The organism is Psychromonas aquatilis, assembly GCF_038155185.1.
GTDB classification, from domain to species: Bacteria; Pseudomonadota; Gammaproteobacteria; order Enterobacterales; family Psychromonadaceae; genus Psychromonas; species Psychromonas aquatilis.
Genome location: NZ_JBAKAZ010000002.1, coordinates 72,346 through 94,425, shown reverse-complemented (window position 1 = coordinate 94,425; position 22,080 = coordinate 72,346). Strand labels below are relative to the sequence as shown.

Here is a 22,080-nt window from a genome sequence, read left to right as displayed (position 1 = left end):
ATTAACGCTACTTCAATATGGAGTCAGAGTAAGCGGCACTGACTCTTATAGTTAAAACCCAAATACACTTTTGCCCATTCCTTCTCAGCAAGAAAATTTACTTACAATCTGTAATTGTACGTTTTCCTTACTTGTAGTTATCCGAGAGAGTATCAGAGTAAGCTTTTGAAAAATTATGCGTCATTTTGCAATCTAACGTTGATACCTCTTATTAATTAATTTATTGATTATAAATTGAAATTATTTTAAAAAGATTGCATTATAGGAGTATATAAATCGACGATAAATAGTATAGCAAAGAGACAACATGAGTATAGCTACTTGTTCGACTGGGTAATACTCTTCTGATCGACTTCTCTGAACAAAATGGAAAATGTGTTATTGGATACCGTTCAGTTGTAAATCGTCCTACAAGCACACTAAAAATTAAAATATAATAAATAAAGTGTAGTAAAAAATGCAAATTATCCCTCATAAGTTAATATAAAACAATAATTTGAAAGGGTTGCTTTAAAAAATATATTTCAGGTTATTTTTATAAGTTAAATATTGGCATTGGCAAAGAAAAGCCTGAGCTCTACCTTAAAATTATTAACCAGCTGGATGTTCGCCCTCATCAATGATCATAATTGATGGTACTTATGACAAAGATCTCGAGCCTACAATTACAGTAGAAATTAAAGCTATTTGGTTTAATCCTAAAGCTTCAGATATTAAAATTGATAATAAAGCAAATAAATCAGTTACTTGCCTGAACTTTGCATATAACTACATATTTAAAGAATACATAGCGTTTTTGGTTTAAGGTTTTGTGTGCTTTATTGATTAATCAAAAAGCCCCCTTTAATGTGGCGTTATACAGTGCGTAACATGATCGCTTTTGATTCGGAGCTAACATAACTAAATAACCATTGCGGTTCAAAACATAAATTTAAGGATGACTAAGCCAGTATTTTGGCCGACTCACTATGAAAAAAATGAACGATGATGATTTCCAAGAACTCTCGCCCAATCCTAAAAAAGGATTGTATAACTCAGAGCATGTGAGCGCAGGAATTCCTATTCCAAAAACACAGCGTGTGCAGCTATTTAGTCCAGACGAGTGGGAGGAGTTTACTGAGGAGTGGGCTTCATCACTTGAAAATTCGTATCATTGTGTAAAGCGATTTGCGGGCGCAGGCGACAAAGGACTCGACGTCGTAGGCTTTATAAAATCTAACCAGTTTAATGATGGTTGGGACAACTACCAGTGTAAGTTTTACGATAAGCCTTTAACTCCTTCCAATGTTTGGGTCGAATTTGGTAAAATAATTTATTTTACGAAATTTGGTTCATACACGACACCACGAAAGTACTACTTTGTTGCTCCAAAACAAATCGGAACTAGACTTGGTAAACTTCTCAGTAATGCTTCTAAATTAAAAAAAGAATTAAAAGATAACTGGGAAAAATATTGTCAGAATAGCATTACATCTACAGCCAAGATAAAACTTGAAGGTGATCTTCTCACTCATTTAGAGAGTTTTGATTTTACGATATTCGACTCCGTGTCGCTTGTGCAAATGATTAAACAACATGTAAATACACCTTTTCATACAGTGAGGTTTGGTGGAGGGCTTGGTATCCGTCCTGAGCCTGAAATACCGCCAGAAAATACGGTATCGATGGAACAACGCTACGTGAGGCAGTTACTAAATGTATATGCGCAGTCCATTGGCAATGATCAGCAATCACCAGATCTATCCATATTGGACAAAGATGACAATATAAGAAACAATTTTCTTAGGCAACGTGAGCGCTTTTATCATGCAGAGTCATTGCGAAGCTTTTCCCGTGACACTTTGCCGTTAGGTGTCTTCGAGGCTCTTCAAGATGATATCTTCGATGGAGTGGTGGATACGTGTGAAGCATCGCATTCCTGTGATATGGACCGTTTAAATAAAACAATGAGTCAGGCCGCTAATGTTACCGCTGATGCGAGCCCGCTTTCTAGTGTCACCAGACCAAGGGATAAACAAGGAATGTGCCATCAACTTGTGAATGACAACCGGCTGAATTGGAGTGAGAACGATGAGTGAAGCATGTAGACCAGATGTCACAGTATTTAACAGCGCTCTCGAGACAGGTATTCGCTCACTAGTAATCCTTGTAGCAAATTTTCCATCTGCAATGGATTTACAGCGCCTGGTAGATTTTGACTATCTAGTTGTTCATTCAGGCGATCTTGAGGGTCCCGAAAGCCTTCACCCCCCACTTCCTTTAAGGGAAGGCGAACTTCTTGTTAGGCGTAATATTATTGAATCAGGAATTCTACTAATGATGAGCCGAGGGCTTGTCACCAGAATAGCTAACGCGGAAGGAATTTTTTATCAGGCAAGTGATTATGCCAAGCCATTCGTTGATTCGTTGACTACTCCTTACATGCGTTCATTAATAGATAGAGCAAATTGGGTTAGGGATACTGTCGGGAATATGGACACTACCGATCTTCACAATTTGATTAATGGCTTCTTTAACAAGTGGACTACTCAATTTCATCCATTAGGTGGAAGCAACAAAAATGAATAAAACAATTAAAATAAGAAACATAAGCTTTTTGGGCACTAGAGTTCCCCCTGCTTTAATTCAATTCGATCAAAGCTTAAGCGTTGTATGTGGTGCATCCGATACAGGAAAGTCCTTCCTTGTTGAAGCTATTGACTTTCTTGTTGGAGGAAAAGAACTGCGAGAAATTCCTGAACTTGATGGCTATGATAAAGTACGAATAACTATCGAATCATCAGAAAAAGGAATCTGGACGTTTGAACGCAGTACTCAAGGTGGTAACTACCGAATATTTGAGGGGGATATTGGAACCTCGACTAATGTAAATGAAAGCGGCACGATTAAGATGAAACATGCAGCAGGTAAGGAAGATAATATTTCCGGCTGGCTTCTTAGTGCTATTGATTTACTGAATAAATGTGTGCGAAAAAATGCAAATGGAGATTGTAGATCTCTTAGTTTTCGCGATATGGCTCGGCTCATAATTGTTAATGAGCACGAAATAATTCGTCAGAACTCCCCTTTCTTAACAGGTCAATTTATTTCTAAAACCGCCGAAAAATCCACCTTAAAACTAATGCTTACGGACGTAGATGATAACTCGATAGTACCAGCGAACACTATGAAAAAATCGAAGTCCAACGATCAGGTAAAAGCAGAGTTTCTTGATCAATGGATTACTGATATAGGGAGTGAGATAACCAAGTTTGGGTTTGGGCGTGAGGAGCTGGAGGAGCAACTCCACAAGCTAGAAAAATCGATTTCCTTAAGTAAAGAAAAGCTCAAACTGATTCAATTTCAACTAAATGAGTTAATGATTCAGAGACGAGAAATGGTGAGAGATCGTGAGACGATCAGGGATCGCAAAGATGATATAGCGGATATGTTAGTGCGCTTCAATTTACTAAAGACACAATATGAAACAGATTTACATCGATTAATGGCAATTGAAGAATCTGGCTCCCTTTTTGTACACCAAGATCGAGCACCTTGCTCGCTTTGTGGTGCTCCACCTGAAACGCAACACAATACCGAAAAATGTGATGGCGACGTTGAATCAATAGTTATTGCGGCAGCAGCTGAAATGGAAAAGATCAAGATATTGGCAAGCGATCTAAATTCTACAGTTACGGCGTTACATGAGGAATCCGCATGGTTATCTAAAGACCTAATTGAGGTCGAAAGACGATTTGACAAAGTTGATATTGATATTAAGAGCGCCATAGCTCCTGAGCTATCAGACACACAAACTAGTTATTCTGACTTTGTTGATGCACGCAGTAAAGTTATTTCACACCTCTCTGTTTTTACAAGATTAGATAAGCTTCTAGTACAAAAAAATGAATTATTTGGTGACATAGAGGAAACAAAACCCGACGATCATACGATTGCGACTAAACTATCGACTCAGGCTCTACATGACTTTTCAAAAATAGTAGAGCGAATACTTGAGGCTTGGGACTTTCCAGATAAAGGCAGTGTACATTTTGATGAAGAGGCAATGGACTTTATTATTAACGGCAAGCTCCGCGGCAATAGGGGGAAAGGACTTAGAGCGATAACTCACGCTGCTGCCACTTTAGGCTTGCTTGAATATTGTAAAGAAAACTCGTTACCACATCCTGGTTTTGTTGTACTTGATTCACCATTACTGGCGTATTATAAGCCTGAAGGCGAAGACGATAGCCTTCAAGGGACAAGTCTAAAACAGAAATTTTATAAGTATCTGATCGAAGAACATTCCGACAGCCAAGTAATAATAGTAGAAAATGAGCACCCACCAGAATCCTTTAAAGGTCAGCTTGGATTGACAGTATTCACGAAAAACCCTCAGCACGATCGTTTTGGCCTATTCCCACCGAAGGTGATGTTATAGCGATATGAATAAAAGAGAGCTCCTCAGTTTCCAATGTTGAAAACTTGAAAGTCAGGTTTCATGTAACAAACAGATTTTGTCGGACTTGCTTTACGCTGTGCTCCAAATCAGCCGTAAATATGGTTCTTATAAACTAAGGTTAGTTGATTAGAAAATAATAAAGAGAAAAATATGTACGATAAAGAAGTAATTGATTATGCAAAAGAACAAGAGAATATCATCTCTAAACTAGAATACCGCGTTTATAATCATTATGATGGGCGCTCTGAAAACCGCCAAGACTTAATGCGTGACTATGCACGAGTTCTGTATTCTTCATCATTTCGACGTTTACAAGGTAAGATGCAATTACTTGGAGTAGATGCTAATAAGTTTAATCGAAATCGACTTACTCATAGCCTAGAAGTGGCTCAAATAGCTCGCTCCATTGCTTATGATCTAAACTTGAAACATACAGTTGTAACTGAAACTGCGTCACTTGCTCATGATATTGGTAACCCGCCATTTGGACACTATGGTGAAGTTGTACTTAACAATTTGAGTGCAGGATGTGGTGGTTATGAAGGAAATGCACAAGCATTCCGAATATTACGTACTTTGGAGAAAAAGCATTATGCGTATCCAGGACTAAACCTTAATGTACGTACCTTAATGGCTATAACTAAATACTTCTTCAACAAACAACAAAACAGTAAAAAGTTTCTGTATGATACTGATTATGACTTTTTAAAAGCTGAACTCGATAGTAAAGAAGTCATTGTAACTAAAAGTATAGACGCTGAAATAATGGATTTAGCTGACGAAATTGCTTATGCAGCACATGACTTGGAGGATGCACTAAGCTTTGGGATGATCAGCTTAGGTGAAATTGTTCATGAGTTTAGTATTAGTGAAAAGTTTAAAGATGCATATCCTACAATGGCTAATATTGCGAAAGATGCACAAAGAGTAGCAATGAAAGCGACTAGGAGCCACACATCAGAAGAATATGCAATTATTTTAAAGAAAGAGTTGACCTCGAAAATAGTTAATACTTTATGCACAGACATTAGTTTAGTGGGGGGGCGCTTGGGCTACAAGGAACATGCAAAACTAGCAGAGGGGCTTAAAAAGTTATTATTTAAAGCGATTCTTCGTAAAAAAGATATTCAGCTTTATGAACGACGTGGCGAGCAGATTATTCGAGGTTTATTTGAAGTGTATTCTGATGAAAAATATAATAAAGACAATATATTGTTACCACCGGAACTACGTTCAATTACTGACTGTAAAACTCGTTTAGTTACTGATTATATCTCAGGCATGATGGATTCATATGCAGCTCAGGAGTATGAAAAATACTTTGGTAAGGGTAGCGCAGATAAATTTTACTTTAAATAGAATTGACTTATAACAAACGTGTAAGATTTAAGATACTTTTACTAATCTACTATAAATGGCTTAGAATGACTTTACTAAGTGTTTTCTATCCAGAAACGAGTCGACTTTACCATAGTCAGTTTAATGTATGAAGAAATGATGCTGGTTCAGCATCACAGATCATTGGACTTTCTACTTCATCGACCATACGGTCAGAGACTCATTTTGACGATTTGAAAGGCAACTTCGTCATGTCCTTGTAAGCTGCCCTGCCAACCTGTTTTGGGGGTGGAACGTTAAACTATGTCATTAGAAAAATCACAAAAAAAATGCCAGTCAGAAAACTGACTGGCATTTTATTTTTGGAAAAGCAGATTAGCTATTTATAACTAACCCTACTCCCATTCGATTGTTGCTGGTGGTTTACCTGATACATCGTAAACAACACGAGAGATGCCATCAATTTCATTAATGATTCGGTTAGATACATGACCAATTAATTCATAAGGAAGATGTGACCAACGCGCTGTCATAAAGTCGATAGTTTCAACACAACGTAGTGAAACAACCCAATCGTATTTACGGCAATCGCCCATTACACCCACTGAACGGACTGGTAAGAATACAACAAATGCTTGGCTTACTTTATGGTAAAGCTCTGCTTTATGAAGCTCTTCAATGAAGATAGCATCTGCACGGCGTAATAAGTCACAGTATTCTTTCTTCACTTCACCAAGAACACGCACACCTAAACCAGGTCCAGGGAACGGATGACGGTAAAGCATATCGTATGGTAAGCCTAACTCTAGACCAATTTTACGTACTTCATCTTTAAATAGCTCACGTAGTGGCTCAACTAGCCCCATCGCCATATCATCTGGTAATCCACCTACATTATGGTGAGATTTAATAACGTGTGCTTTACCATTTTTTGAAGCTGCAGATTCAATCACATCTGGGTAAATAGTACCTTGTGCTAACCATTTTGCATTTTTTAGTTTTTTAGATTCTTCATCAAAAATTTCAACAAATACACGGCCAATAATTTTACGTTTAGCTTCAGGATCGGCTTCACCAGCCATCTCTTCTAAGAAACGATGCTCAGCATTAACATGTATGATATTTAGGCCAAATTTTTCCCCAAACATCTCCATTACTTGTGCGCCTTCGTTTAAACGTAATAAACCGTTATCAACAAACACACAAGTTAATTTATCGCCAATTGCACGCTGTAAAAGCATTGCTACAACAGATGAATCGACACCACCTGATAGACCCAGGATAACTTCATCATCACCCACTTGCTCTTTCATACGGGCAACAGCATCATCAATGATTGATGCAGGAGTCCATAATGTTTCACAATTACAAATATCTACCACGAAATTACGTAACATACCTGAACCTTGGGTAGTATGTGTTACTTCTGGGTGGAATTGTACGCCGTAAAAGCGTTTTTCTTCATTAGCAATTGCAGCGTATTTACATGTCGCCGTGTTTGCTACTGTAGTAAAGTCAGCAGGAATAGCAGACACTTTATCGCCGTGGCTCATCCATACGTCTAATAGTGTTTTACCTTGCTCTGAAACCGCATCTTGAATTGATTTAAAGAACGCAGATTCAGTTTGTACTTCAACCTGAGCATAGCCAAATTCGCCTTCGCCTTCACCCTTGATCACTGCACCACCTAACTGGTGAGACATAGTCTGCATACCGTAACAGATACCTAATACAGGTACGCCTGCATTAAATACGTATTCAGGTGCACGAGGAGATCCTTCAGCAATAACACTTTCAGGGCCACCAGCTAAGATAATCCCATTTGGATTGAATTCTTTGATGTCAGCTTCATCAACATCCCAGCTCCATAATTCACAGTAAACACCAATTTCACGAATACGGCGCGCAATTAGCTGCGTGTATTGCGAACCAAAGTCTAGTATTAGAATACGTTGGTCATGAATATTTTTGCTCATTAAGTTGTCCTAATTTTTGTGTTTCTAAAAATGAATAAAGACGATATAAATCGTCTTTAAATAATTATCAAATATAGTTTAGCTAAGTGACTGTTTAATAAAAATAATTATAAACTTGGTCACTTAGCTTAAATGTTAGCGTTAACCACCTGTACGGTAGTTTGGTGCTTCTTTAGAGATAGCAACATCATGTACATGGCTCTCACCCATACCTGCACTGGTGATCTTCACGAACATTGCTTTTGTATTCATCTCATGAATTGTTGCACAACCCGTTAAGCCCATTGAAGAACGAACACCACCCATTTGTTGGTGAATGATCTCTTTAACTTTACCTTTGTAAGCAACGCGTCCTTCGATACCTTCTGGCACTAATTTATCAGCAGCGTTATCAGACTGGAAATAACGATCAGAAGAACCTTGCGACATCGCACCTAATGACCCCATACCACGGTATGATTTGTAAGAACGGCCTTGGAATAAAATAATCTCACCTGGAGATTCTTCAGTTCCTGCGAACATGCTTCCCATCATTACACATGATGCACCTGCAGCAAGCGCTTTAGCAATATCACCAGAGAAACGAATACCGCCATCAGCAATCACTGGAATACCAGTACCTTTTAAAGCTTCTACTGCATCAGAAATAGCTGTAATTTGTGGTACACCAACACCGGTTACGATACGAGTAGTACAAATAGAACCAGGGCCGATACCAACCTTAACAGCACTACAGCCAGCTTCAACTAGCGCTTTAGCACCTTCACCAGTAGCAACATTACCACCGATAATTTCTAAATTAGGGTGTGCTAAGCGTGTTGCTTTAATGCGATCTAATACACCTTGAGAATGACCATGTGATGAGTCGATTAATAATACATCTACGCCAGCTTCTACTAAAGCATCAACACGTTCTTCATTACCTGCACCAGCACCGACAGCAGCACCAACACGTAAACGACCTAGTTCATCTTTACATGCATTAGGTTTACGCTCAGCTTTACGGAAATCTTTAACTGTGATCATACCTTTTAGTTTAAAGTTATCATCAGTTAATAATACTTTTTCAATGCGATGTTTATGCATTAATGCTTCGATTTCATCACGCGGTGTGTTTGATTTAGCAGTTACTAATTCTGCTTTAGGTGTCATTACCTGAGAGACAGGACGACTCATATCTGTTTCAAACAGCACATCACGGCCTGTAATGATACCAATTAGTTCACCGGTACTTTCAACAACAGGGTAACCCGCAAAACCATTTTTAATGGTTAATTCTTTTATTTCGCCTAACGTTGTTGTAGGTGAAACAGTAACAGGTTTAGCAACAACACCACTTTCATGAATTTTAACTAAACGAACTTCCTCTGCTTGCAATTCGATAGACATGTTTTTATGAATAAAACCCATGCCACCTTCTTGTGCTAAAGCAATTGCAAAGCGCGCTTCTGTTACTGTATCCATAGCAGCAGAAACAACAGGAATGTTTAACGAAATGTTCTCTGTTAATTGTGTTTTTAAATCGGCAGTGTTTGGTAGTACAGTCGAATGAGCTGGTACTAATAATACATCATCAAATGTTAATGCATCTTTTGCTATTCTTAGCATTGCAATATCTCACTTATAGTTGGGAGTATTTTTTAGAGTTACCCAAGATTTCTTGGGTAGGATATTGCGGTGGGATTTTAATCGTATTCTGTGATAAGTACAATAGTATTTATGTTTTTATACATAGTTTTTACTATGTTAATATCTGTCTTCTGATTTATTTACTAAGAATCTCTAATATGGCAGCTCAAAATAATATTTATAGCGTGAGTTCACTTAACCGAGCAGCGAAATCTCTGTTAGAAACAGGGTTAGGTGTAATTTGGTTATCAGGTGAAATATCTAACCTAACCATTGCGGTTTCTGGGCATTGGTATTTCACACTTAAAGACCAAAGCGCGCAAATTAAGTGTGCTATGTTTCGTGGCAATAATAGCCGTGCAGGCTTTACCCCAAAACATGGCCAACAAGTATTAGTTAGAGCAAAATTAAGCCTTTATGAAGCGCGAGGCGATTATCAATTAATTGTTGAAACGATGGCCCCTGAGGGTGACGGTTTATTAAAGCAACAATTTGAAGAATTAAAGTGTCAACTCGCGGCACAAGGACTGTTTTCTGAATCAATAAAAAAGCAACTGCCTGAAATCATTAAACGTGTTGGTATCATTACCTCATCAACGGGCGCAGCTTTACACGATATGTTAAGTGTCTTACAGCGTCGAGATCCTCGCTTACAGATTATTATCTACCCTAGTACAGTGCAAGGACAAGGTAGTGCGGCATCGGTTGCTTCTCAGATTACCTTAGCCAATGCACGTAATGAATGTGATGTATTAATTGTTGGCCGTGGCGGTGGTTCTTTAGAAGATCTTTGGTGTTTCAACGAGCCACAAGTTGCCTATGCTATTTACCATAGTACTCTACCGGTGATCAGCGCGGTTGGACATGAAATAGACGTTACCATCAGTGATTTTGTTGCCGACTTGAGGGCTGCAACGCCTTCTGCTGCTGCAGAGCTTGTTAGTCAAAATAAAACCTTTGTATCAACTCAATTGATGACCTTAGTCAGTCGACTTAAACAATCCGCGCTTAATATATTGCAATCTAAAGCTCATCAACAAAATGTTTTAAAACAAACATTGTTACAGCACGATCCAAAACATAAGTTACAACAAAAGACACAACATTTAGATGAAGTAACCTTGCGTCTGCAACATGCAATGAAACAAAAAATGCAGCAACAGACAACGGTCACAACACAATTAAAAAATCGATTACAACAGGCCAGTCCGGCTCATAAAATTAATTTTGAACAGCACAAGCAAATACAACTATCTCGTGATTTAAAACAAGCGATGAATAATAAATTAACTCATTCACAACAGCACTTACAGCACCAAATTGAACAATTAAATGCATTTAGCCCGTTAGCGACATTGGCAAGAGGATATGCGATCGTTAAGGATCAAGATGGGAAAGTCAGTACCGACTCTGCTAAGTTAAAAACAGATGATATTGTTCAAGTAACTTTAGATAAAGGTCAGTTTAACGCAAAAGTAATGTAAGCTTAAATAAAAAAGGGGCTGATACACACCAGTATCAGCCCCTTTTTTTTATTGGTAATGAAGACTATGAACGAATTAAATTATCACTCGTTCCAATCCATTTATACGTTGTCAATTCAGGTAATCCCATTGGACCACGCGCATGTAATTTTTGCGTAGAAACCGCAACCTCTGCACCTAAGCCAAATTGGCTACCATCAGTAAATCGAGTACTTGTATTAACATAAACAGCTGCTGAATTAACTGAGTTAATAAACTTGTTAGCAACAGTATAATCATTGGTTAAGATACCATCTGAATGTTCAGAGCTGTGTTCACGAATATGTGTTAATGCTTCGCCTAAATCAGCAACCACTTTAACGCCTAAGTTTAAAGATAACCATTCACGAGAGAAATCACCTTCTTCAGCTAATTTCGCGTCATCACCCAAAATTGCTTTAGCTTTTTCTTCTGCAACTAAAGTCACGCCTAGTGGTAATAAGTGTGCTGCAAGTTTAGGTAAGAAGGTATCAGCAATATCTGCTTCTACTAATAAAGTATCTAGTGCGTTACAAACACTTGGACGTTGCACTTTCGCATTTTCAATAATCGCTAATGCCTTTTCAACATTAACGGTTTTTTCTGCGAATAAGTGACAAATACCGATACCGCCGATGATAACTGGAATGGTGCTATTTTCTTTACAGAATTTTTGTAGCCCTGAGTTACCACGAGGAATGATCATATCAACATATTTATCTAACTTTAATAACTCTCCGACCAATGCACGATCAGTGTTTTCAATGTACTGTACTGATGTTTTTGGTAGGCCAGCTTTTTCTAACGCAGCTTGGATATGCTTTACAAGCACTAAGTTTGAATTAATTGTTTCTTTACCACCACGTAAGATACTAGCATTACCTGTTTTTAGGCTTAATGCAGCGATATCGATGGTTACATTAGGTCGTGCTTCATAAATAACGCCAACAACCCCAACAGGAACGCGTCGCTTACAAAGCTTCAAGCCATTTTCTAGTACTTTACTATCAAATTCTTCACCAACAGGATCGGTCAAACCTTTCACGCTACGTAAATCAGCAATAACACCTGCTAGGCGTGTTTCGTCTAATAAGAGACGATCTAATAATGCATCGGTTAAACCAGCAGCTTTACCTGCTTCAATATCTTTCTGATTTGCTGACACAATTTCTGCCACATTAGCTTCTAATTCTAATGCAATTGCTTCGAGTGCCGCATTTTTTGTAGTCGTATCCGTGATTGCCAAATCGTAACTTGCTTGTTTCGCTTGTTGACCTATTTGTTGTAAATTCATTTCTACTCCTTTATACAAACCCTACAGAACATAGAGCTTTTAAATTATAAGATCACTAAGTCATCTCTGTGGATCACCACAGTACCGTGTTCATAACCTAGTATTTCTTCTATTTCTTCTGAGTGTTGTCCCTTTATTTTTTCAATATCAACACTTTTATAACGAGTGATTCCTCGTGCGATCTCTTTCCCTTTTGAGTTACAAATTGAGACAACATAGCCACGTAAAAAGTTCGACTCAACGGCTATGATGCCTTTTGCTAATAAACTACTACCACTATTAACAATAGCATTTTCAGCACCTTGATCAACTATGATGCCACCAGCAGACCTAGATCCTGCGAAGATCCAGTTTTTACGCGCTTCTAAACGACAATGCTCAGATACAAAGCGTGTACCAACAGAGACGTTATTAGCAGCGTCTAAGATCACATTTTTACGCTTACCCGCTGCAATGATAACTTCTATCCCAGCACGGTTAGCCACCGTTGCTGACTCTATTTTAGTCGCCATGCCACCCGTTCCCAAACCACCAACACTGCCACCCGCTAGCTTACAAATAGCATCTGTAATTTCTGAGACTTCAGAGATTAACTTTGCATCAGGGTTATTGCGAGGGTCTGCAGTAAACAGCCCTTCTTGGTCTGTTAACAAGATTAATTGCTCAGCATCTGCTAGTAAAGCAACCAATGCAGATAAGTTATCATTATCCCCTACTTTGATTTCACTTGTCGCAACCGCATCATTTTCATTGATTAAAGGGATAATGCGGTGCTTTAGCAATGTATTTAAAGTGTCTCGTGCATTTAAAAAACGACCTTTATCAGCTAAATCAGCTCTTGTTAGTAACATTTGACCAACGTGTAAACCATATATTTTAAATAAGTTTTCCCAAGCACGTACCAATTGACCTTGACCAACAGCAGCAAGCATCTGCTTATTCGCTACAGTAGGTTCAATATTAGGTAAGTTAAGGTGTTCTTTACCAGCAGCAATAGCGCCAGAAGTGACAACTATAATGGGGTGGCCTTGCTCATGTAAAATGGCACACTGCCTAACAACTTCCACCATCTGTGCAAGGTCAAGCTTGCTTGTGCCGCTGGTTAATACACTGGTCCCTAACTTAACTACAATTGTTTTTTTATTCGTGTTCATTGCTTATGTTTCATCTCGGAAAATAAAAGGCGTTTTTTGGATAATCATGGTTTGTAACTTCAAAAAAAAACAGTAATTAAAAAAATTACTGCCTTAGTATATCATTATTGTCAAAACAAATAGGATCAAAATATCAGGCTTTGTTTAGGGAGCTGTGAGCTTATATCCTGTTTCAGCCTCTAATATAGCAGTAAGTTTTTTCATAACAGCATTAAAAGATTGGTCAATCTGCTGCAAGTGTTTGTTATCAAGCTCTGCTTCAGTCCAGTCGCCATTTATATCAAATAAGCCATTAAAACGTTGATAGGTAAATTTATCATTGTCACGTGTAATGACCATCCACCAGCCTAAAAACACTCTTTTTTCAGGCTCAACGGTGGCATCGACACAAATTTCTAAACAATCAAAGAAAAAGTTTTTATCATCTGACTTCAACTCTCTGAAGTAAGGACCAAAGTCAGTAAACATTTTAAATAGTCGTCCTTGCAGTGGCTCTTCTATTAAATGGTTAGGCATATTAGCGATCTCCATTAGTTACTCAAATAAAATACTACCAAAGTAGTAGCTACTCTTGTAAATGTTGCCCTAACCACTGCGCAGAGTATTCTAAAGACCTCAAATAAGCATCAAAAATGGGAGATTTATCAATAATCTTAGCTTCACTTCCATAACTTGTCCGAGCAATTAGCTGCAAATCTTGCTCATTACACATAATATCTTGAGCATGGCCAATGCTTAATAAAGGTATTTTGACTTTTTTACGCCCTAGCAGTCCTTGTTTTAACAGCGAAAATGGCACACAGTGTCGATACAATAGATCAGCATCTGAGCTTTGTAGCTGCATTCGACTTGCTAAACAGTCTAGCGTCATAATAGGTAACTTAGAGAAATTCTCGTATTTATCGAAGACACTGGCAACAGCCGCTCCGACACTCACCACCGCTCTTACTAATTTTGGTTCAACAAACCCTAAGCGAGTCAGTGCATTTCCGCCCATACGTGTGCCCATTAAGGCAACTCGCGCTTGATCTACCCAAGGCACTTTACGCATGTAATGCAATATAGCTTGATGTAAACGAGATGTATCTTGATCTAATTTAACATGGTTAGAAAAGCCAACTCCCGGCATATCCACGGTTAACATCGCAATACCAGCAGGCTTTAATTGTTTTTCAAATAAAGGTAATAAGTCACATTGAAGTGCATCTACACCTGCACTAACAATAGCAACTGGATGTATTGTGTCGTCATTAGGTAAATGTAAGTAGCAACGAACTTGTTTACCTTCAAAAGGGACTTCTATGATTTTCAGTAATGCATCTTTAGTATATTTAAAGCTATTACTATAATTATTAAAGGCCAGAGTTTGCGCTTGAATACTGCTATCGTCACCTTTAAGGTGCGGATAACTAGCAACACTGTATAACTGAGACGCTAAATAATAGGCTTGTTTCGCTTTTTCTGGCTGGTCTTGTTCAACAAAACTATTTGCTTGCCTTTGATAGTGCATCGCTTTTTTAGACCACTCATAACTCCAGTTGCCTTTACGAAAGCCTATTACAGTATCCAATAGATCGGGGTCAGTACGCTCATTAGTTGAAGCACTGATTTTAGCGAGGACCTCATAACAATCGATGATATCCAATCCTTGCCAAGCCCATTGCAATAGTTTCAAAATGCGATACCAACCGGCTTGCTCATGACCATCTAAATTTTCAGCAGCAACTTTCGTATTTTTTTTGGATGCTGAGTTTATGATCAAGGTAGAGGTTTCTCGAACATTATGTTTTTCAGAAAATAAGACTTCAGATAAATTATCAGACATGAGTATCTCTTTAAATAATAAGCATTAACTTAGTATATGAGTGATTGTGACTTAAAGGGTGATTATACAAGGTAGAAACAGATGATCCAAATGGCAGCCGATAAATCACACAAAAAGGATCTTTTTATTTAAATTTCGATACTAAACCTCTTACAATAAACATAAGAGGCTGATCTGTTAATCATCGGAATATAATGAGGGCGATATAGCGTCAGCTAATAGTTTGCTTTTATTATCTTCACATTTCCATACATCAAGCGCTTCAATTAACTGCCCATCTACAAATACAAAGACAACGTGATCGCGTAGCCATGGCGGCACCTGGTATTCATGCAATAATTTTTTTATGGTGCGAGGTTTATCTCTACCTTCGGGTAAGCAGGTCAGGCTAGCATCAAGATGCTTTCTCAAATAACAGCTGACATTATACTGCTTAGCCAGTTCCTTACTCACTGCTGAAAAATCTACTCCGAGTCTATTTTTATCGATCCATAAAATATCTTCACCAGACCAATTCAAAGGTTTTTCAGGTAACGCTAAAGGTTGCTCCGAGACAATATAAAGGCGGCCCTGATAACGTCTGATTAAATATGTCCCTAACCTTAATTGAGGCTGTTTATCAGCAGCGGCTAATGCGACTTCTTGCCATAAAATTTTAAGCTGCTTATGGCTTGGGTATTGTAGACCATTACTTTTAAGCCAGTGTCTAATTAAATTGTTACGTCGCGCATCGCTAAACCGAGCAGCAGCGGAAACCAGAAGCGTTTTCTGAGCAAAGCTTTCCACTAAACAAGCATTCAAATCTTCGATGGCAATTTCATCTAATAAGCTTTGCTGCTCTTGGCATAATTGTGCGGTACGAGAAGCAGACTTCGCTATTGCAGGCCAGCGTTTATTTAATAAAGGAGAGACATTGTGACGAATAAAATTACGGTCAAAGTCAGTGTTTTGATTGCTCTCATCCTCAATCCATTGCAGGCCGTGCTCATTAGCGTAATTAACTAACTGTACCCGAGAAAAAATCAATAAAGGACGAAGTAAACTACCTGTAAAAAAGTCTTGCTGTGTTCGAATTCCCTGTAAGCCTGTACTACCTGAGCCTCTCTTTAAAGCCAGCAATAAGGTTTCCAGTTGATCATCTTCATGGTGTCCAGTGAGAATAATATCGTTATCTTGCATTTTTTCTTGAAAGCACTGATAACGAGCATCTCTTGCTAACGCCTCTAAGCTTGTACGTGATTTTTTTTGTATAACGACATGAGATGAAATAAAAGGAATGGCTAACTGATGGCATAGATCTTTGCAAAAGCTCCCCCACTGTTGAGCATTTTCACTTAAACCATGATTTACATTATGTGCGATGACTTGATATTGACCATACTGCCCTTGAAAGTCCTTTAACAAATGTAATAGCACCACTGAATCGACTCCCCCGCTCAATGCGACAATTAAACGGGGTTGAGCACTCTGCTTGTTAACCAAAGAAGCTAATAAAGAGTGTAAATGTTGATTAAATTTCGCTGACAATAGATGCGACATGGTTTATTTCACTTTAATCAAAATGCAACGTAACATTTTCTTCACCTAATAAACGACCCAATGCAAACAGCAAATCGTCACTCGGTGTCACAGACCATTCAATACCAAGTTCTATCTCTGTGACAGCTTGACCATTTTGATAGCCAACAAAAACAGGACATAAACCACCAGCTGCTTCCTGTAATATCTGATTTAAACGGACTTTAAAGTCGGCCATTTCGTAAAGATCTAAAATATTCGAAGAAATAGTCAAACGTAACTTGCTTGCAAATCTTTCTCTTGCTTGGTCAATGGTCATCACTTCTCTGGCATTCATTTTTAAGCCGCCATTGAAATAATCCTCACTCACCTGCCCTTGCACTACGATAATATTATCCGTCGCCAGTATCGCTTCATGCTCATCTAATGTATCTGCAAAGACGGTAACGTCCATTCGTGCACTTTTATCATCTAAGGTCAAAATGCCCATGCGCTTACCGGCTTTAGTCACCATAACGCGCATTGCCAGTACTAAACCACAAACTCGGCTATTTTGACCACGGCCATTAACGGTTAAATTAGCTAACTTAAGACAGTTAATAGCACGCAAGTCTGCTTCATATTGATTAATAGGGTGACCGGTTAAATATAAACCTAGCGTATCTTTTTCACCTTTTAACCATTGTTTTTCAGGCCACTTTTCAACAACAGAAAATTTATTTTCAATTTCATCGTGGTCAGTGGTTAATACACCAAATAGATCGCTTTGCCCAAATGACTCTGCTTTTTTATGCTGAGCTGCAGCACTTAATGCATCTGCTAAATTTTCCATTAATGCAGCACGGTGCGGTCCTAAATTATCCAAAGCACCTGCAAGGATCAATTTTTCAATAATACGTTTACCACAACGTTTTAAATCGACTCGATTACAAAAATCAAAGAGATCTTTAAATTTTCCACCTTCGGTACGTGCTTCAATAATCGCATCGATAGGCCCTTCACCAACACCTTTAATAGCACCAATGCCGTAAATAATACGTAAGTCTTTATCGACGTTAAATTTAAATAAGCCTTCATTTACATCGGGTGGACAAAGGGTTAACCCCATGTTTTGACACTCATCAACAAGGATAACCACTTTATCTGTGTTATCCATATCTGCCGACATTACCGCAGCCATAAAATACGACGGGTAAAAAGTTTTCATCCACAGGGTTTGGTAAGATACCAAGGCATAAGCGGCAGAGTGAGATTTGTTAAAACCGTAACCAGCAAATTTCTCTACCAAGTCAAAGATCTTAATCGCCAATTCACCATCAATCCCATTGGCAACAGCACCTGACTCAAAAGTTGCACGCTGTTTTTCCATCTCTTCAGGTTTTTTCTTACCCATTGCACGACGTAACATATCAGCGCCACCTAGCGTATAACCAGATAACACCTGTGCAATCTGCATTACCTGCTCTTGGTATAGAATGATACCGTAGGTTGGTGACAGAATATCTTTAAGGGATTCGTGTTGCCACTTTTCATCAGGGTAGGAAACCACCTCACGGCCGTGTTTACGTTCAATAAAGTTATCTACCATCCCTGATTGTAATGGACCAGGTCGGAACAAGGCTACCAATGCAATCATATCTTCAAAACAATCGGGTTGCAGGCGACGAATCAAGTCCTTCATACCACGTGACTCGAGCTGGAATACCGCTGTTGTTTCATAGCGCTTCAATAATTCAAAACAAGCAGGTTCCGTTAAGTCTATTTTTTCAATGTAAATCGGTTCTTCACCACGCTCATGTTTATGTGCATTAGCCATATCTAACGCCCATTGAACAATGGTTAAGGTTCTTAATCCTAAGAAGTCGAATTTTACTAGTCCCGCAGTTTCTACATCATTTTTATCAAACTGAGTAACTGGGTTATGACCTTCATCATCACAATATAATGGTGCAAAGTCCGTAATCGTAGTCGGCGAGATAACCACACCCCCCGCATGCTTACCAGCATTACGAATAGTACCTTCCAAAATACGACACATATCAATTAAAGCACGTACATCTTCACTGCCATCATAACGCTCTTGCAGCCTAGGCTCTTCTTCAAATGCTTTGGTTAAGGTCATCCCCGGTGTCGGTGGCACTAATTTAGAAATGCTATCAACGAAACCATAAGGATGGCCTAGTACACGTCCAACATCACGAATAACCGCTTTTGCTGCCATCGTACCAAAGGTAATAATTTGTGATACCGCATCTCGGCCATAAAGCTCAGCAACATGATCGATTACCTCATCTCGACGATCCATACAAAAGTCGATATCGAAATCGGGCATTGAAACACGTTCAGGATTTAAGAAACGTTCAAAAAGTAACTCTAATTCTAACGGATCTAAGTCGGTAATTTTTAAGGCATAAGCGACTAATGATCCGGCACCTGAACCACGCCCTGGACCAACAGGAATGTTGTTATCTTTACTCCACTGAATAAACTCCATTACGATCAAGAAATAGCCAGGAAATCCCATTTTATTGATAACTCCCAACTCAATCTCGAGTCGTTCATCATAGGGTTTTCTAATCTCTGCGAAGTTGTCACTGTTTTTATCGAATAAAAAATCTAATCGCTCTTCCAAGCCTTCTCTTGATACTTTACAAAAGAACTCTTCGATAGGCATACCGTCTGTAGGGAAGTCAGGTAAAAAGTATTCACCTAAACGTAAGGTCACATTACAGCGTTTAGCTATTTCAACGCTATTTTGTAATGCTTCAGGGATATCTGAGAAGAGCTCACACATCTCCTCTTCACTACGTAAATATTGTTCTGGGCTATAATCTTTAGGGCGTTTTTCATCACCTAGTGCATAACCTTGGTTAATGCAGACACGGATATCATGAGCATCAAATAAACTTTTATCAGCAAAAACCACTTCGTTAGTAGCAACCACAGGTAGTTGCTGCTCAGCGGCAAGATCTAAAGCTAAATGTAAGTAATTTTCTTCATCGACTCGATTAGTACGGATTAACTCTAAGTAATAACGATCAGGAAAGTGAGTTTTATAAAAATCAACGATCTCAGCGACCTCGGTATGCTTACCTTTTAATAGCATCTTGCCGAGATCACCATCTTTTGCGCCAGAAAGTATAATCACCCCTTCTTGGTGCTCAGCTAACCATGCTTGCTCGATCACTGCACGACCTTTTACATGACCGCGTAAATAAGCCTTGGAAATCAACTCGGTGACATTTTTATAACCAACGGCATCCATTGCTAATGCAGTTAAACGGAATTGTTGATCACCTAGTAATTCACTTTGCACCCAAAAGTCAGCACCAATGATTGGCTTAACACCTGCGCCATGCGCTGCACTATAAAATTTAACTAATCCACAAAAATTAGTTTGATCGGTTATCGCTAAAGCAGGCATATTGAGTGCGGCAGTTTTTGCAACTAATGGCTTAACTTTGGTTAAACCATCAACCATTGAAAAATCACTGTGTACACGAAGGTGTACAAACTTAGGATCGGGATTGGCTACAGTGAGCTGTTGATCGCTTGTTTCAGGCATAAAAATTCTATTCTACTTTGATGTGGCAGTTAAAATCGCTTTAACAGGTTTAAAGCTTTGACGGTATTCCGGAATCACACCATGTGTTTGTAATGCTTCAAAGTGTGCTTTAGTTGGATAACCTTTATGTTTAGCAAAACCGTAAGCAGGATAACGCTTATCCAATTCCACCATTTCACGGTCGCGTGTGACTTTAGCAATAATAGAAGCAGCACTAATTTCTGCAACACGTAAATCCCCTTTGACTACAGCTTCACTTGGCATTGCTAAGCTAGGACAACGATTGCCATCAATAAAAACATAATCAGGTTGCGTCGATAACCCTTCTACTGCACGTTGCATCGCTAGCATAGTGGCATGCAATATATTTAATTGATCTATCTCAGTAGGTGAAGCGCGACCAATACTTACTGCTAATGCATTCTCGTTAATTTGATCAAATAACAAGGCTAATTTTTTTTCACTTAATTTTTTAGAATCGGTTAAGCCTTGGATCGGATTTTCAGGATCTAAGATCACAGCAGCAGTAACAACATCTCCTACTAATGGACCTCTTCCAACCTCATCAACACCTGCAATAAACTGCAGATCAGGGTAAATAACCTCAGGAAATTCAACTTTCATTATTTGCTTTCTCGCTTGCACTATCTGTATTTAATAACCCAATCACAGCATTCGCTGCTTGAGTATCTGCATCACAACGAATTAACTGATGTAACTCGGTGAACGTTTCAATCATTTGTTGGGCATCATGTTCAATCAAACGCTCTAATTCAGCGACAATATTTTCTACAGTACACTTATCTTGAGTTAGCTCTTTTACAACTTCTCTATCAGCAATTAAGTTAGGTAATGATGTATATTTAATATCAGTCGCCAATGATTTTGCAATCATATAAGTCAAAGCCGATACTTTATAGGCAACGACCATCGGTGCCTTAGCTAACATTGCCTCTAATGCTGCCGTTCCCGATGCTAACAGAACCATATCAGCAGACTGTAAAACAGCGCTAGATTGGCCGTCTATTAGCGTCAAAGGTATTGGTGTTGGCAGTGCATCAATTTGCTCTTGGAACTGTTTCTTTCTACGATCATTAACCACAGGGACAATAAAATGGTAATCAGGGTATTTTTGATGGATGACTTGTGCTGCCTTTAAAAATATCGGACCTAACATCTCCACTTCAGCTTTACGGCTGCCGGGTAGTATCGCCATTACTTTTTGATCTAAACTGAGATTTAACTGCTCTCGAGCCCCCGCTTTATTTCTTTCTAGTGGTAGTTGGTCTGCCAGTGTATGACCAATAAATTGGCAAGGTACATTAAATCTATCATAAAACGCTTTTTCAAACGGTAGAAATGCCAATACTAGATTGGTTGCTTTTGCTATTTTATGAATACGCCATTGCTTCCAAGCCCAAACTGAAGGGCTAACATAATGGATAGTCTTAATGCCTTTTTGTTTTAATTTAAGCTCAACGGTTAAATTAAAGTCCGGTGCATCGATACCGATAAATATATCAGGTGGGTTATTAATAAAATGCTGAATAATGTCTTTTCTAATACGTAAAATACTACGTAACTTACCTAAAACCTCAACAAACCCCATCACAGATAAAGCCTCTAAAGGATGAAGCGCTGTACAACCTTGTGCGATCATACGAGGACCTGCAATACCTTCGAAGACCGCATTAGGATATTGCTTTTTCAATGCTTTAATTAGGCCTTCCCCGAGAATATCACCAGAGGTTTCGCCAGCTATGATGCCAATACGTAATGGTTTTGTCATGATTATCTTCTTTTCTAAAAATAAATTTTATTAGGTAAAAAAAAAGGCT

15 protein-coding genes are annotated in these 22,080 nt (G+C 38.6%); 5 read left to right on the top strand and 10 right to left on the bottom strand.

Annotated features, from left to right (window positions below):
* Positions 1-968 precede the first annotated feature (968 nt).
* The 4 genes from V6256_RS00920 (at position 969) to V6256_RS00905 (ending at position 5,800) form a co-directional block, all read left to right on the top strand.
* The gene (locus V6256_RS00920) at positions 969-2,078 is read left to right on the top strand and encodes an ABC-three component system protein (protein ID WP_341596096.1); all 1,110 of its coding nucleotides are present in this window, start codon (positions 969-971) and stop codon (positions 2,076-2,078) included.
* The gene (locus V6256_RS00915) at positions 2,071-2,568 is read left to right on the top strand and encodes an ABC-three component system middle component 2 (protein WP_341596095.1); all 498 of its coding nucleotides are present in this window, start codon (positions 2,071-2,073) and stop codon (positions 2,566-2,568) included. Before V6256_RS00920 ends, V6256_RS00915 begins: the two co-directional genes overlap by 8 nt.
* Positions 2,561-4,420 carry a hypothetical protein gene (locus V6256_RS00910; RefSeq protein WP_341596093.1) on the top strand — a complete coding sequence of 620 codons (1,860 nt, stop codon included), beginning with the start codon at positions 2,561-2,563 and terminating at the stop codon, positions 4,418-4,420. The genes V6256_RS00915 and V6256_RS00910 overlap by 8 nt, the downstream gene beginning before the upstream one ends.
* A gap of 171 nt (positions 4,421-4,591) precedes the next feature.
* Positions 4,592-5,800, top strand: a complete 1,209-nt coding sequence (locus V6256_RS00905) for a deoxyguanosinetriphosphate triphosphohydrolase family protein (RefSeq protein ID WP_341596092.1) — start codon at positions 4,592-4,594, stop codon at positions 5,798-5,800.
* A gap of 374 nt (positions 5,801-6,174) precedes the next feature.
* Here the strand turns inward: V6256_RS00905 and guaA are convergent, their stop codons facing one another.
* A complete protein-coding gene (gene guaA / locus V6256_RS00900) occupies positions 6,175-7,755 on the bottom strand; it encodes a glutamine-hydrolyzing GMP synthase (RefSeq protein ID WP_341596090.1) in 1,581 nt (526 codons plus the stop codon).
* A gap of 141 nt (positions 7,756-7,896) precedes the next feature.
* On the bottom strand, positions 7,897-9,363 hold the full coding sequence (guaB, locus tag V6256_RS00895; protein ID WP_341596089.1) for an IMP dehydrogenase: 1,467 nt from the start codon (positions 9,361-9,363) through the stop codon (positions 7,897-7,899).
* Positions 9,364-9,542: 179 nt separating this feature from the next.
* On the opposite strand from guaB, the gene xseA reads away from it, so the two are divergent.
* Positions 9,543-10,868 (top strand): exodeoxyribonuclease VII large subunit, encoded by a 1,326-nt coding sequence (gene xseA / locus V6256_RS00890; RefSeq protein WP_341596088.1) that lies wholly within the window; start codon positions 9,543-9,545, stop codon positions 10,866-10,868.
* 64 nt (positions 10,869-10,932) lie between these two features.
* Here xseA and V6256_RS00885 read toward each other — a convergent pair whose 3' ends face one another.
* From V6256_RS00885 to lpxB, 8 genes are all read right to left on the bottom strand, one after another.
* On the bottom strand, positions 10,933-12,180 hold the full coding sequence (locus V6256_RS00885; protein ID WP_341596086.1) for a glutamate-5-semialdehyde dehydrogenase: 1,248 nt from the start codon (positions 12,178-12,180) through the stop codon (positions 10,933-10,935).
* A 44-nt stretch (positions 12,181-12,224) separates the two neighbouring features.
* Positions 12,225-13,334: a glutamate 5-kinase gene (gene proB, locus V6256_RS00880; RefSeq protein WP_341596085.1), complete on the bottom strand. Its 1,110-nt coding sequence runs from the start codon at positions 13,332-13,334 to the stop codon at positions 12,225-12,227.
* Between the two features lie 144 nt (positions 13,335-13,478).
* Positions 13,479-13,850 carry a sigma factor-binding protein Crl gene (crl, locus tag V6256_RS00875; RefSeq protein WP_341596083.1) on the bottom strand — a complete coding sequence of 124 codons (372 nt, stop codon included), beginning with the start codon at positions 13,848-13,850 and terminating at the stop codon, positions 13,479-13,481.
* A gap of 49 nt (positions 13,851-13,899) precedes the next feature.
* Positions 13,900-15,159 (bottom strand): esterase FrsA, encoded by a 1,260-nt coding sequence (frsA, locus tag V6256_RS00870; RefSeq protein ID WP_341596082.1) that lies wholly within the window; start codon positions 15,157-15,159, stop codon positions 13,900-13,902.
* Between the two features lie 177 nt (positions 15,160-15,336).
* Positions 15,337-16,698: a tRNA lysidine(34) synthetase TilS gene (tilS, locus tag V6256_RS00865; protein WP_341596081.1), complete on the bottom strand. Its 1,362-nt coding sequence runs from the start codon at positions 16,696-16,698 to the stop codon at positions 15,337-15,339.
* Positions 16,699-16,711: 13 nt separating this feature from the next.
* Positions 16,712-20,242 carry a DNA polymerase III subunit alpha gene (gene dnaE / locus V6256_RS00860; protein ID WP_341596080.1) on the bottom strand — a complete coding sequence of 1,177 codons (3,531 nt, stop codon included), beginning with the start codon at positions 20,240-20,242 and terminating at the stop codon, positions 16,712-16,714.
* A 12-nt stretch (positions 20,243-20,254) separates the two neighbouring features.
* Positions 20,255-20,866: a ribonuclease HII gene (rnhB, locus tag V6256_RS00855; RefSeq protein ID WP_341596079.1), complete on the bottom strand. Its 612-nt coding sequence runs from the start codon at positions 20,864-20,866 to the stop codon at positions 20,255-20,257.
* Complete coding sequence (gene lpxB / locus V6256_RS00850; RefSeq protein WP_341596078.1) at positions 20,856-22,031, bottom strand: lipid-A-disaccharide synthase; 1,176 nt, start codon at positions 22,029-22,031, stop codon at positions 20,856-20,858. Before lpxB ends, rnhB begins: the two co-directional genes overlap by 11 nt.
* Between the last annotated feature and the right edge of the window lie 49 nt (positions 22,032-22,080).